Annotated in this window: 14 protein-coding genes; 13 read left to right on the forward strand and 1 reads right to left on the reverse strand. The window is 34.4% G+C overall.

What is annotated here, in order from left to right; genetic code table 11:
• Positions 1 to 19 precede the first annotated feature (19 nt).
• Positions 20 to 2,290: an outer membrane protein assembly factor BamA gene (gene bamA / locus CIGN_RS01565; RefSeq protein WP_086302046.1), complete on the reverse strand. Its 2,271-nt coding sequence runs from the start codon at positions 2,288 to 2,290 to the stop codon at positions 20 to 22.
• A 119-nt stretch (positions 2,291 to 2,409) separates the two neighbouring features.
• Here bamA and CIGN_RS01570 point away from each other — a divergent pair, with 119 nt between their 5' ends.
• From CIGN_RS01570 to CIGN_RS01630, 13 genes are all read left to right on the forward strand, one after another.
• Complete coding sequence (locus CIGN_RS01570; RefSeq protein ID WP_086227225.1) at positions 2,410 to 3,240, forward strand: prephenate dehydrogenase; 831 nt, start codon at positions 2,410 to 2,412, stop codon at positions 3,238 to 3,240.
• A gap of 60 nt (positions 3,241 to 3,300) precedes the next feature.
• Positions 3,301 to 4,650, forward strand: coding sequence for a peptidoglycan metallopeptidase Pgp6 (pgp6, locus tag CIGN_RS01575; RefSeq protein WP_236844771.1), 1,350 nt, complete (start codon positions 3,301 to 3,303; stop codon positions 4,648 to 4,650).
• A gap of 58 nt (positions 4,651 to 4,708) precedes the next feature.
• Positions 4,709 to 5,593 (forward strand): UDP-3-O-acyl-N-acetylglucosamine deacetylase, encoded by an 885-nt coding sequence (gene lpxC / locus CIGN_RS01580; protein WP_086225367.1) that lies wholly within the window; start codon positions 4,709 to 4,711, stop codon positions 5,591 to 5,593.
• Positions 5,594 to 5,637: 44 nt separating this feature from the next.
• Complete coding sequence (locus CIGN_RS01585; protein ID WP_236844772.1) at positions 5,638 to 6,036, forward strand: glycoprotease; 399 nt, start codon at positions 5,638 to 5,640, stop codon at positions 6,034 to 6,036.
• Between the two features lie 9 nt (positions 6,037 to 6,045).
• A complete protein-coding gene (gene thrB, locus CIGN_RS01590) occupies positions 6,046 to 6,927 on the forward strand; it encodes a homoserine kinase (RefSeq protein ID WP_086240926.1) in 882 nt (293 codons plus the stop codon).
• Positions 6,928 to 6,952: 25 nt separating this feature from the next.
• A complete protein-coding gene (locus tag CIGN_RS01595; RefSeq protein ID WP_201789857.1) occupies positions 6,953 to 7,195 on the forward strand; it encodes a YlxR family protein in 243 nt (80 codons plus the stop codon).
• Entirely contained in the window at positions 7,182 to 9,731 is a 2,550-nt protein-coding gene (gene infB / locus CIGN_RS01600) for a translation initiation factor IF-2 (RefSeq protein ID WP_086302047.1), read from the forward strand. The genes CIGN_RS01595 and infB overlap by 14 nt, the downstream gene beginning before the upstream one ends.
• Positions 9,728 to 10,096: a 30S ribosome-binding factor RbfA gene (rbfA, locus tag CIGN_RS01605; protein ID WP_086227221.1), complete on the forward strand. Its 369-nt coding sequence runs from the start codon at positions 9,728 to 9,730 to the stop codon at positions 10,094 to 10,096. Before infB ends, rbfA begins: the two co-directional genes overlap by 4 nt.
• Positions 10,093 to 10,518 (forward strand): ribosome maturation factor RimP, encoded by a 426-nt coding sequence (rimP, locus tag CIGN_RS01610; protein ID WP_086302048.1) that lies wholly within the window; start codon positions 10,093 to 10,095, stop codon positions 10,516 to 10,518. Before rbfA ends, rimP begins: the two co-directional genes overlap by 4 nt.
• Before the next feature lie 2 nt (positions 10,519 to 10,520).
• Positions 10,521 to 11,543, forward strand: coding sequence for a bifunctional diaminohydroxyphosphoribosylaminopyrimidine deaminase/5-amino-6-(5-phosphoribosylamino)uracil reductase RibD (gene ribD, locus CIGN_RS01615; protein ID WP_086302049.1), 1,023 nt, complete (start codon positions 10,521 to 10,523; stop codon positions 11,541 to 11,543).
• The gene (locus CIGN_RS01620) at positions 11,540 to 12,058 is read left to right on the forward strand and encodes an LOG family protein (protein ID WP_086225373.1); all 519 of its coding nucleotides are present in this window, start codon (positions 11,540 to 11,542) and stop codon (positions 12,056 to 12,058) included. Before ribD ends, CIGN_RS01620 begins: the two co-directional genes overlap by 4 nt.
• A 277-nt stretch (positions 12,059 to 12,335) precedes the next feature.
• Positions 12,336 to 13,352 carry a tRNA 2-thiouridine(34) synthase MnmA gene (gene mnmA, locus CIGN_RS01625; protein ID WP_086240929.1) on the forward strand — a complete coding sequence of 339 codons (1,017 nt, stop codon included), beginning with the start codon at positions 12,336 to 12,338 and terminating at the stop codon, positions 13,350 to 13,352.
• Positions 13,353 to 13,559: 207 nt separating this feature from the next.
• Positions 13,560 to 14,483, forward strand: a complete 924-nt coding sequence (locus CIGN_RS01630; protein ID WP_086302050.1) for a branched-chain amino acid transaminase — start codon at positions 13,560 to 13,562, stop codon at positions 14,481 to 14,483.
• Positions 14,484 to 14,488 lie beyond the last annotated feature (5 nt).

Here is a 14,488-nt window from a genome sequence, read left to right on the forward strand (position 1 = left end):
TCAAATTCAACCAAATACCTTAAAATCTTCTACCAATTGTAAATTCAAAGCTGCTTGTGTCATCGCCTTTTTTATCATCTAGAGCTTGAGCGTAGAATAGTTGAAGTGGGCCAATTGGTGTAATCCACTCAATACCAGCTCCAGCACTAGAACGCTTAATCTCATTAATATCACTATGACCAATCATACCATAATCATAGAAAATCACTCCACGCATTTTAAGGCGATTAATAATTGGAAAGCTTAGTTCAAATGAGTTATTGAAGCTGATTTTACCGCCAGTTTCAATAATTTCACAGCCATTTATTACAGTGCCATTGCTATTTTTAGGATTGCAGATTTTTTTCTTTGGTGTAACTGATCTGCTATCATAACCTCTAATTGAGTTAATTCCACCTAAAAATAGCTTTTCATTAATAGGCAATTTTGAGCTATCATCATTATAAATATATCCAAATCCAGATTTATATCGTAAAATTAAATCCATATCTATATAGTCTTGTAAACCTTGATAAATATTAAATGTAGTTCGGTTTTTGATAAACTCCATATCGCCTCCAAGGCCAGCATACTCTAGGCTAGTTGATGCAATGATACCACTTCGTGGAACATAGTAATCATCGGTATTGTTAAATGATATACTAGGAGTTAATGCGCTTTTGATATTTACGCCATTTTGATATCCAGCATCTCTATAAAATGCATCTAGCCCATCTATCTCGCTACGCTCAATTTGGTAGCTTAAATATGCGTTTATATATCTGCCTAACTGTCTTCCGCCTATAATATTAGCTCCATAGTTTTGCTCATCATACTCATCCCAGCTATAATCATTAGCAAATAGCCCCCCGCCAAGACTATAAGCTGAGTCATTTACACGTGGATTGGTTAAATTTATATTCCCACTTAATGTATCATCGCTTTTATCAACCATAATGCTGCCTTTATATCCAGAGCCAAATACATTTGAGTCGCTTACTCCGGCATTTAATAGCAATCCATCGCTACTTCCATAGCCTATACCGCCTACAATACTACCAGTTGAGGTTTCTTTTACGGCTATTTCTAAGTCGATTTGGTCTTTATCTACACGTTTTTCGATTATCTGGACATCTTCAAAATATCCGCTTCTTTTTAATGCATTTTTAGAGTCTATAAGATCGGTTTTATTATATAAATTCCCTTCTGTTAAATATAGCTCACGCCTAATAATCCGGTCAGCCGTACGATCATTTCCGCTTATTATCACATCTCTTATATATACCTTTTCTTTAGGAATTACCTCATAGACTATATCAGCAGTATAATCGCTATTTTTTGTAATATTTGGATTAACTTTTACATAAGCAAAGCCCTTATTTGCTACTATATTTTCTAGAGTGCTAATGTCTAATTTCATCCATGATGAGTTTAATATATCACCTTTTTGCAGCTTAAAATCATCAATTATTTCAGCTGTATCAAGTTCTAAAAACTCAGGCGCTTTAATACTAATTTGATTAGCTTTATAAATTTCACCCTCACTGATATAATAGGTCAAATCAGCTTTGTAATTATCAAAATGAGCGTTTAAATTTGGTGCTGAGACGCTAGCGTCTAAGTAGCCTTTTTTTAGATATTCATCTTGAATTTTGGCACTATCACCTGGGAGTTCATAAATTTTAGCTTTGCCATCATTTAATCCCCACATCCATCCCATAAATTCTCTACTTTTATTTGCTACGGCTGGTTCGATATCTGAATAATCTAATGCTTTAGCTCCTACCAAATTTACATTTTCGATTATGATATTTTCACCTCTATTTACTGTTAGAGTTATATGAAGTGAGTTTTTATTCTCATTTATTGGTACAATATCGGTAGTTACAACAGTATCAAAATAACCTCTAGCTTCATAGAATTGACGAATTCTAATTTTGGTATTATTTAGTGCAAACTCATCATACATTTGACCTTTTTTGATATCTATTATTTGTTCAATGGATTTTTGATCATTTGTAACAACACCATTAATATCAATTTTAGCAATTACTGGCTTTTCGACCAAATTTACTATTATATTGCCTGCATTTTCTTCGATAGTAATATTTTCAAAATACCCTTGTTTGTATAAATTTATAATAGCACGATTAGCGATCTCATCGCTAAAATTACTACCAACTTTTAGCCCGCTAATATCAGTTGCACTCTCATTAGAGAGATGTAAAAGACCGTTAAATGTAATACTCTGAATCTGAGTAGCCTCCAAAGCGGCTGCTACAATAAAGCTTGAAAGTACTGCTTTTTTCATAAAATTACCTAAAAATAAAATGGGTAAAATGGTATCATAAATATTTTTAACTTTTGATTAAGTAGCCTTTTGGACTAAATTTGATATAATCGCACGCTAAAAATTTCTAAGGAAACACTATGCATGTAGGGATTATTGGACTTGGGCTTATTGGCGGGTCTTTAGGTTTGGCACTAAAAGATATGAAGCTTATTGACAAGGTTAGTGGATACGATTTAGATAAAAATAATGAAAATGATGCACTAAATTTAGGGCTTGTTGATGATATTATAAGCTTTGAAGAGATGAAAAAAAGCTGTGATATGATATTTTTAGCAATTCCAGTTGAAGCCATTATTAAGGTTATGCAAAACTTAAAAGATATCCCAAGCAATACTACAATTGTTGATCTTGGTTCAACAAAGGAGCAGATTTTACGCTCATGCCCAACTGAAATTAGGAGCAATTTTGTTGCAGCTCATCCTATGGCTGGAACAGAAAATTCAGGACCAAAGGCTGCTTTTAAAACTTTGTTAAATGGCGCTGTAGTAGTAATTTGTGATGATAAAAGCGCTGGAGAATTTCATATTAAAAGAGTTGTTGAGATTTTAAGTCATGCTGGGATGAAGATTGTATTTATGGATTCAAAAAGTCACGACCATCATGTAGGAATTATCTCACATTTGCCACATGTAATTAGCTATAGTTTGGTAAATTCGACCTTAAAAGAGGAAGATAAACGAAATATTTTACTTTTAGCAGCTGGTAGCTTTAGTGGAATGGCAAGAATAGCAAAGTCTAATCCGCAAATGTGGAGTGATATTTTTAAACAAAATAAAGATAATCTTTTAGAAGCAATTACATCATTTAAAAATGAACTTGAAATTTGCGAAAATATGATAAAAAACGAGAAGTGGGATGAGTTAAAAGAGTGGATGGAGACTGCACGCGCTTTAAGAGAGATACTTTAATACTATTTATTGAATTTATTTAGATAGAATTTTGCGATTTAAATTTAGTAAAGGATAGTTGTGAGAGGTTCAAAGGTTAAAACTTTTATATTTGCATTGATTTTTATCGGACTTATTTTTGGTGTTGTTGGAGTATTAAACTCAAATTCAATGGATTCAGAACCACCAAAAATATCTATAAATAGTGAAATTTACTGGAATCAAAAGACTCCAATTGATCTAAATATTAGTGATAATGGTACACTACAATCATTTAAAGTTACATTAGTAGATGGACAAAGCGCTCATGTTATAATGGATGAAAAATTTAATGAACCACAAAATCAAGCACAGATAAATTTAAAATTTCCAAAAAGTCTAATTTTAGATAAAAATCGTGCATATGAGCTATTAATAGAAGCAAAGGATTCTAGTTTTTTAGGTGGAAATGTAGCTAGTAAAAAGGTAAATTTGATAATTGATAGTAAAAATCCTCAAATTCAACTTATAAACCAATCATATAAAATTACTAAAGGTGGCTCAGCTGTTGTAGTTTTTAAAGCAGTTGATGAGAATTTACAAAGTGTTTATATCCAAAACGGAGATCGAATTTTTAAACCAACTAAATTTGTAAAAGATGGTTACTGGGCTTCTTTGCTCGCATGGGATTTACAAAGCCCAAATTTTAAAGCTAGAATTGTGGCTGTAGATAAAGCCGGTAATAAGAGTTTCTCAAGTATTGGCTATTATTTGCAAGATCGTAAATATAAAGAGTCTAGAATTGCTTTGAGTGATAGATTTTTAGATGGTAAAATTGATGAGCTAGCCAACCAATATGCTCAAAATTATCCAGAGCTTGATAGACTTGCAAAGTTTAAATTTGTAAATGAAACTCTAAGGGATTCAAACGAAGATATGATTCATAAGATAACTTCAGCAGTGCCAGAGGAGATTATAGATAGCTTTTATATTGAACCATTCTATCCGCTTAGAAATGGTGCAGCAGTAGCAAGTTTTGGAGATCATAGATTTTATACCTATAATGGAGAAGATGTAAGTCAAAGCTGGCATATGGGGCTAGATCTTGCTAGTACAGCTATGGCATCAATTGATACGCAAAATGCAGCTTTTGTAGCATATAATGATTTAAATGGAATTTATGGTGAGAATATTATTTTATATCATGGATTTGGACTTTATACACTTTATGGGCATTGTAATGGTACTTTGGTTAAACCTGGTGAGCATATTGGAGCTAAGCATATAATTGGTAAAACTGGCACTAGCGGATTAGCGCTTGGCGATCATTTGCACTTTGGGGTGTTAATTCAAGGCGTTGAGGTTAGGCCTGAGGAGTGGATGGATAGAAAATGGATGAAAGATAATATCTATGATATTTTAAATTCAGCCAAAAAAGCTATAAAAGGCTGAAATTTTAAGATTTTTTAATCCTTTTATGATTATAATTTGCAAAATTTTAAGGAATATTGTGAAACAAAGAACTATAGGAAAACGAGTAGAAGGAGTCGGAATTGGTCTTCACAAAGGTGAGCCAATTAAGCTGATTTTAGAGCCTTTAGAAGCTGATAGCGGAGTAGTATTTTATAGAAGTGATATGGCTACAAGTTTTAAAGCTGAGCCAAGTAGTGTATTAAATACTCAGATGGCTACAGTAATTGGCAATGAAAAGGCTACAGTATCAACTATCGAACACCTAATGAGTGCGATAAATAGCTATGGAATTGATAATATCAGAGTTATTTTAGATGCAAATGAAGTACCAGTGATGGATGGAAGTGCTATTAGTTTTTGTATGATGCTCGATGAGGCTGGTATAGTCGAGCTAGAAGCCGATAAAAAGGTGATAGTAGTTAAGCGAGAAGTAGAGGTAAGAGAGGGCGATAAATATGTCAAATTAACTCCATCAACTAATCCAAAATTTAACTATACAATTAAATTTGAAAATCCAGTAATTGGCTTACAAAGTTATACTTTTGAATTTAGTAAAGAAAATTTTATAAACCAAATAGCAAGGGCTAGGACTTTTGGATTTTTAAAAGATGTACAAAAACTAAATTCAATGGGGCTAGCACTGGGCGGAAGCTTAGATAATGCTGTAGTAATAGATGGTGGTAAAATATTAAATCCTGAGGGGTTAAGATTTGAAAATGAATTTGTTCGTCATAAAATTTTAGACGCAATTGGCGATATAAGCTTACTTGGAGCACCTATGATTGGAGATTATGAAGCTTTTGCTGGAAGTCATGATTTAAATCATAAATTAACTGTAGCACTATTAAGCGATGAGAAAAATTATGAGATTATAACTCTAAGTGAAGCAACACAAAAAGAGTATGAAAAGGCATTTGCATAAAAAAGGTTGATATATTAGTAATTTGCCTTAGTTCACCTTTGCTTGTGGGTGTATATTTAGGTGGAAATTTAATTGAGCAGATTAAGAGCGATGAAAAAGCAAGCGAATCTTTAGGAGAGATTTTGGGTTTGCTAAGTGCTAAATTTGAGATTAGTAAAATTATTTATGCTAATGGGCCAGGAAGCTTTATGGGGCTAAAGGTTGCTTATTTGACACTTTGTACTTTTTGCGTGGCTCGTGGGTTGGAGTTTTATGGAGTTGATGGATTTGCTTTAAATGGGGCTAAGCCAATTAGAGCTAATAAAAATATGAGTTTTGTGCTAAAAAATGGGGCTATTAGTCTACAAAGAGTTGAACCGTATGAATTTGAGTTGCCAATAAGTTTAGATGGTTTGGAGTTGATAGCTGATGCATTGCCAAATTATGTTATAGATGCAGTTTAGGAGATTACAATGACAATATTTACACCAGCAACAAGTGCGAATTTGGGACCTGGATTTGACTCTTTGGGTCTAGCTTTAAAGCTTTATAATGAGGTTAGCATCACTGAACAAAAGATTAGCTCTATTAATATTATAGGTGAGGGAAGCGATAAAATTGCTTTGAAAAAAAATAATACATTTGTGAATATTTTTAATGAAACTATTGCTAGCTTAAATGGTAAGAGTTTAAATTATAAATTTAACTTTGTAAACAATATTCCCTTTTCAAGAGGATTAGGAAGCTCTAGTTCGGTTATAGTTGGCGCTATTGCCGCTGCTTATTATATTGCAGGATTTAAGGTTGAGCGTAGCGTAATTTTGAATAAAGCTTTACAGTATGAAAATCATCCTGATAATATTTCGCCAGCCGTTTGGGGTGGATTTACAGTGAATATTGTTAGTGGCGATTCAGTTTTTACTCAAAGAACAGATATTGATTCAAATTTAAAAGCTGTGGTTGTTATTCCAGATGAGCCGATGAATACCAAGCAAAGCCGTGGCAAACTCCCTGCAAACTATACAATGAGCGAGTGCGTAAGCAATCTTAGTCATGCTGCTTACTTAAGTAGCTGTTTTATTAAAAAAGATTATGATAATTTACGTCTTGCAAGTATTGATAAAATGCATGAAGAGTGCAGAATGAGTGCTTTACCAGAGCTTTTTAGGGTTAAAGAAGTAGCATATGCTAATGGTTCTTTAATGAGTACACTCTCAGGAAGCGGATCAAGCTTTTTGAATTTAACCTATGATGATAGAGCACAAGCTTTAGCGCAGGCTTTGCAGAGTGAGTTTAGTAAATTTAGAGTTGTAATTTTAGATATTGACAACGATGGATTTAATATAAAAAGCTAAAAATAAAGAAAACTAAGATATAATAGTGCGAAAATTTCATAAACCTATTAGAATGTGCGTGGTTTGCAAGAGTAGATTTTACCAAGATGAGCTTTATAAATTCCGATCAGTAAATGGTGAAATAGTATTAAATTTATGCAATGCTAGATCGTTTTATGTTTGTAAAATTTGCATAGAAAAAGATGCAAAAGAGCTAAGAAAACCACTTGCAAAATTTGGAAAAAATAGTATAAATTTAAAGGAGATAATAGTCAATGGCAAAGATTAGAATTCACGAAATAGCAAAGGAGCTAGGCTCATCGTCTAAAAAAATTTTAGAGAAAGCAAAAGAGCTAGGCTTTGCGGTGACTACTGTCTCAAGCGCTGTAAGTCCAGAAGATGCTGCAAAGCTTTATGATTATGTCCAATCTGGTATAACCCCAGAGGCTAAATCGGCTAAAAAGCCAGCAGTTAAACAGTCGCTAAAAGAGGAGTCAAAACCAACTATAAAAGATGAGTCACTCAAAACTCAGCTAGTACCTGAGTCAGTAAAAGTAATAGCTGTAGAGTCAAAACAGCAGCCAGAATCCAACCAAAAAGATGAATCAAAACCTGAGAGTCTAGCAAATTCAAGTATAAATAAAAGGCGTGGCTTAGTAATTGTTAAAAAGAAAAAAGACGAACAGCCAAAAGTAGAAAAATCTAGTAGTCCAACAATGATAAATAATAAAGCACTTGAATCTATGTTTGGTAGTGGTGAGGAGAGTTTTAAAAAGAAGAAAAAAGATAAAAAACAATTTCAAGCCACTAAAAAAGAGAGTTCATCAAAGCTTGATTTAATGGGTCTTAGTGAATTTGGTGACGATATTGTAATCGATGATGAAGATGTTGTAGTGCTACCAGACCTCACAGTAAAACCGATTGAAACTGAAAGGGTTCAAACTACTAAAAAACCTCTAAATATCTATAAACCTGCGCAAAATAATGGATTTAACTTTGAAGGCGGAATTCAAAGAAGTAGCCGCAAAAAGCATAAAAAAGTGGTCAAAGATAATCAAAATGAGAGCGTTGTAAGTGTAGATATACCAAAAGAGATTAGAGTATATGAATTTGCCGATAAGATCAAAAAATCCCCAAGTGAGATTATTGGTAAGCTTTTTATGCTTGGCAAGATGACTACCAAAAATGACTTCTTAGAAGAAGATGAGATTGAAATTTTAGGTGCTGAGTTTGGTATTGAGATTAATATTGTAGATACTCAAGAGGAATTTGACTATGTCAAAGCTTATGAGGGCGAAGATGACCAACACTCCGAGCCTAGAGCGCCTGTAGTTACGATAATGGGGCATGTCGATCATGGTAAGACAAGCTTATTAGATTATATCCAAAACTCTAGAGTAGCAAGTGGCGAAGCCGGTGGCATCACTCAACATGTTGGCGCATATATGGTAGAAAAAAATGGAAAAAATATCACATTTATCGATACACCAGGGCATGAGGCCTTCACTGCTATGAGAGCTAGGGGAGCTAGTGTTACTGATATTGTTATTATCGTAGTGGCTGCTGATGATGGTGTTAAACCTCAAACCAAGGAGGCGATAGCTCACGCTAAGGCAGCGGGCGTGCCAATTATTATAGCGATAAACAAAATGGATAAAGAGAGTGCTAATCCTGATTTGGTCAAAAGTGGTTTGGCAGAACTTGATATCATGCCTACAGAGTGGGGTGGGTCTTATGAGTTTGTTCCAGTATCAGCAAAAACGGGGATGGGGATAGAAGATTTATTAGAAATAGTGCTTTTACAAGCTGAAATTTTAGAGCTAAAAGCCAATCCAAATAGAGAGGCCAAAGCTACAATTATAGAGAGTTCATTGCAAAAAGGCCGTGGCCCAGTAGCTACTATAATAGTAGAAAACGGTACATTAAAAGTAGGTGATACCATAGTTGCAGGTGTGGCGTATGGTAAAGTAAGGGCTTTAAGCGATGATAAGGGTCGAAGTTTAAGGGCTATTAAGCCAGGAGAGTGTGGGGTATTAATAGGTCTAAGCGAAGTGCCTGAAGCTGGCGAGACTTTAATTAGCGTAAAAAGTGATAAAGAAGCCCGTGAATACGCACAGAAAAAATATGAGTATCTACGCCAAAAAGAGTTAAGCAAATCTACAAAAGTTACAATAGATGAGTTAAGTGCCAAAATCGCAGAAGGCGAGTTGAAAAACCTACCTGTAATAATCAAAGCTGATGTCCAAGGCTCATTAGAGGCTATTAAAGCTAGTCTTGAGAAGCTTAGAAATGATGAGATTAAAGTTAGCATTATCCACTCTGGTGTAGGCGGTATCACTCAAAGCGATATTTCACTAGCTAGTGCTAGTCAAAATTGCGTGATATTAGGATTTAATATCAGACCAACTGGTGATATCAAAGAAAAAGCCAAAGAAAAAGCTGTCGAGATCAAAACCTATAATGTAATTTACAATCTTTTAGATGATGTTAAGGCTTTATTAAGTGGCCTTATGAGTCCAGTTATCACTGAAGAGGATCTTGGTCAAGCAGTGATTAGACAAGTTATAAATGTACCAAAAGTCGGTCAAATCGCTGGCTGTATGGTGACTGAAGGTATCATTAGCAGGGGTGCGAAAATTCGTGTTATTCGTGATGGCGTGGTGGTATTTGAAGGCAATATCAGCTCACTTAAACGCTTTAAAGATGATGCTAAAGAGGTAGCAAAGGGCTATGAGTGTGGCGTAGGGATTGAAGGCTATAATGATATGAGAGAGGGCGATTATATTGAGAGTTATAAAGAAGTAGAGAATAAGGCTGAGATATGAACCCCGCTGAGTTAAAAAGACTTCGCACCCAAAGCATATTAAAAGAGCTAATTCCAGAAGCCCTAAGCACTCTTGAAGATGAATATTTAAAGGGACTTTGTGTTACTGATGTTGAGTGTAAAAAGGGTAGATATGATGCCTTTGTATATTTAGATAAGATGAATTTTGATGAGAAGGAACAAGCCTATATATTATCTCATCTTAAAAAGATTAGTCGCCATATCCAAAATCATTGTATGGCAGCCGAGGGGTGGTATAGGGCTCCAAATTTTCATTTTATCTTTGATGATAGATTAAAGTATCAAAATCATATAGACGCTCTATTTGCTAAGGTTGCTGATGAGTTACAAAAGGGTAAAAAGTGAATTTAGAAGAGTTAGAAAAGTTATTAAATGATTGCGGTGTGGCTCTGTATGATACAGAGATAGCCAACGAAAATGACCGCCAAATTTATAGAGTTTATATAACCAAAAGTGGCGGTGTGAGCTTGGATGATTGCGAGATTGTTAGTAAGCTTTTATCGCCTATTTATGATGTTATGCCGCCAGTTAGTGGGGATTGGGTTTTAGAAGTTTCTAGTCCAGGGCTTGAGCGAAAACTTAGCAAACCAGAACATTTTGCTAAGAGTATATCTGAGATGGCAAAGATTATATTAAGCGATAAAAGTGAGATAATTGGCACAATAGTAAGTGTAAATGGTGATGATATCGTAATCAATGATGGCACACAAAATATAAATTTAAATTTTAATAATATAAAAAAAGCTAAAACCTTTATCCAGTGGTAAATATGAGTGATGAGTTTTATCTATCTTTAGCTATTAATAAAGCGTGGGATTATCAGCTTTTGACCTATCCTAATCCTGCAGTTGGGGCTGTGATTTTAGATGAAAATGGCAAGATTTTATCTATTTGTGCTCATCAAAAAGCTGGAGAGGCTCACGCTGAATTAAATGCGACAAAAGAGGCCTTAGAGAGCAAAGATAGCAGTTTAAAAAGTATATTTGCTGCCGCTAAAAATCCAAATGAGCTATATAATCTCATAATCCAAAATCACCGAAATTTGCTTAAAAACTCCACCTATTATGTGACGCTAGAGCCATGCGCTCATCAAGGGAAGACGCCACCTTGTGCGAGTTTGATTCTTGCTATGGGTGCAAAGCGTGTAGTAATTGGCTCAAGAGATTATGGAGAACACGCCAAAGGCGGGGCTGAGTTTTTAACTCAAAATGGTGTTGAGGTAAAGCTTGATGTGTGTAAGACTAGATGTGATGAACTACTAGAGCCATTTTTAAGGTGGCAAAGCGGGAATTTTACATTTTTTAAAATTGCCTTAACGCAAAATGGGGTTGCAACTGGTGGAGTAATATCAAATTTAGCCAGTCGTACTCATACTCATCGTCTTAGAGCGCTTGCTGAACTGATGGTAGTTGGCGGAGCTACAGTTTGCACAGATAGACCAACGCTAGATGCTAGGCTAATTAGTGGGCGTGCACCAGATATTTTAATCTACTCATCTAAAACTGAATTTGATTTACAAATACCGCTTTTTAATATACCAAATCGTAAAATTGAAATCTCAAATTCGATAGAACCGGCTTTTAAAAAGAGATTTGTTATGATTGAAGGTGGTGAAAATTTCTTAAGAAATTTAGATTCTAGAGTAGATTGGATTCTAATTTATCGCTCAAATGAATTCAAAAGTGCTAATAATATAAATTTAGATATGAAGGTTAAAATCTTACATAGAAGTATTTTTGGCGATGGAGAGCTTTTGTGGTGCAAGAGACTAGATTTAGGAATTAATGCATGAAATATGTAACTATTTTTGGCTCAGCCAGATTAGATGCTAGCAGTGAACATTACCAAAAAGCATATAAAATCGCAAAAGCTTTGGCAGCTACTGGATATGGGGTTATCACTGGCGGAGGTGGCGGCATTATGGAAGCAGCAAACCGTGGAGCATTTGAAGCTAGAGGGGATAGTATAGGGATAAATGTTATATTGCCAAATGAGCAACAGCTCAATTCTTATTGCACCAAATCGCAGACATTAAATAGTTTAAGCGAGCGAAAAAACGCTTTAATAAAAGATAGTTTTGCTTTTATTATTTTTCCTGGTGGTTTTGGAACGCTTGATGAGGCTTTTGAGGTTATTACATTGGCGCAGGCAAGGCTTAGAGATCATAAGGTGATTTTTGTTCAAAGAGATTTTTGGGCGCCACTTTTTAACTTTTTAGATAATCTTGTGAATTTGGGTTTGGTTAATAAAAATAGCTATTATAGTGCTGATAATATAGATGAGATTATGGATATTTTACTTTTATAGCATAAATATAAAGCAGTGTTAGCTTATTGCTATATTATGTATGCTAAATGTCAATTTACTTAGATTATACAAGACAAATTTGGCTAAATGAGTTTTAAAAACTTGTATTTTTAAGATAAAATTATTAAGGTTTTGTATAAGATTAGATTTACTCAAACTAATTCTAAATTTATATAATATACTATTTAAATATATTATATAAATTTTTACTATCTCGTTTTATTATATTTAGAAATATTTTGTATAATCATCAAAAAATAGCGATAAAAGGATTATTTTGAAAGTATTAATAGCATTAAGCGGTGGTGTAGATAGCTCAATGAGTGCCAAATATTTACAAGATCAGGGTTATAGTGTAGTAGGTTGCTATATGAAGCTACACGGCAGAGAGGATTACCATAGACATAATATTGATAATGTCAAAAAAGTATGTGAGTTTTTAGGGATAGAGACTCATGTTTTAGATCTGCAAGAGACTTTTAAAAAAGAGGTTTATGATCTATTTGTTAATTCATACAAGGATGGAATTACGCCAAATCCATGCGCTCACTGTAATCGCTTGATTAAATTTGGTGCACTTTGGGAATTTGCTAAGAGTCTAGGCTGTGATAAAATCGCAACTGGTCATTATGCTAGAATAGAAAATGGTTTAATAAAATCTGCTATTGATGAGACTAAAGATCAAAGTTATTTCTTAGCCAATCTTGACCCGCAAATTTTACCTTACATCATCTTTCCGCTCGGAGATAAGCTCAAAGTCGATATAAAAGCCCAGGCTTCGCAAATACCACAGATTGCATCGTTGGCCTCACAAAAGGAAAGTAGTGAGATTTGTTTTGTTGAGACTACATATATTGATGTTTTAAAGCAGCACTATAATACCAATCTTCCAGGTATTGTTCGTAATTCAAATGGCGATGCTATCGGTACTCATGATGGCTATATGCATTATACAATTGGCAAGCGCAAAGGCTTTAAAATCAATGGTGCGCATGATCCTCATTATGTAACTAATATCAATGCTAGAGCTAATGAGATTACTGTAGGTAAAAAAGATGAATTAGAGTGCTATGAATTTAAAACACGTAATTTTAATAATTTTACTCAGTTGAGCGAATTTGAATCTTATGTAAAAATTAGGTATCGTTCAAAGCCTATTTTATGTGTTGTTCGTGTAAGCAATGGAGTAGCAACTGTAGAACTAAAGAGCAATGCTGGAGCTGTTGCTAGTGGTCAGTTAGCTGTATTTTATGATGAAAATCAAAGGGTTTTAGCTAGCGGATTTATAGAATAAATTTGCTAGTCAATTTATTCTTTTGAGTTTAGATATTATTATTGTCTTGTGCCTGCCGTGTATAGTAATTGTTTAAATTTATACTATGCTAAATTTGCAAAAGCAAGGCTAAATTTATCATTTTTATCACTTTTATATTAATTTTTATCGGTTTATTAATTAAATTTAGATAAAATATTGCCTAAAATTTTTTATAAAGAGGTTACAATGGCACTACCAGAAGCAGAACATATATGGTATGATGGCAAATTAGTCAAATGGCACGAGGCTACAACTCATGTTTTAACTCACTCATTACACTACGGCAATGCTGTATTTGAAGGCGTTAGAGCTTATATGACACCAAAGGGTTTAGCTATTCTTTGCCTTGAAGCACATACAAAAAGGCTATTTGAATCTGCTAAGGCTTGTGGGATTAAAATTCCATTTACCGCTGAACAGATCAATCAAGCACACATTGACCTATTAAAAAGCAACACCTACACAGATAATGTCTATATTCGTCCACTTGTATTTTTAGGCTATGGTAAAATGGGCGTTAGTCATATTGGATGCCCAGTAAATGTCGCTATTGCAGCGTGGCAGTGGGGTGCATATATGGGCGAAGAAGCTCTTCAAAATGGTATAAAAGTCAAAATCGCCTCTTGGATGAAGCCAGCACCATTTTCTATGATGTCAAAGGCAAAAGCAAGCGCTAATTACTTTAACTCTCAAATGGCAAATTTCGAAGCACACGAAGCAGGCTGCGATGAGGCTTTGCTGCTTGATCCGCAAGGATTTATCGCTGAAGGTAGCGGCGAGTGTTTCTTTATCGTAAAAGATGGAGTAATAATAACTCCACCAAATGACACTAGCTTAGAGAGTATTACTCAAAAAAATGTGATTCAAATAGCAAAAGATTTAGGCTATACAGTACTTCGCCAAAGAATTACTAGAGATGAAGCTTATAACGCTGATGAAGCATTTTTTACTGGAACAGCAGCAGAGGTTACGCCAATTAGTAGTATAGATAGTAGAGTAATTGGTAGCGGCAAAAGAGGTTCAGTATCGCATGAGCTTCAAGGTGCGTATTTTGATATAGTAATGGGTAAAAATCCAAAATACGAACATTTACTTACTTATATTAATTAAAGGAC

This window comes from Campylobacter devanensis (genome assembly GCF_002139915.1).
GTDB classification, from domain to species: Bacteria; Campylobacterota; Campylobacteria; order Campylobacterales; family Campylobacteraceae; genus Campylobacter; species Campylobacter devanensis.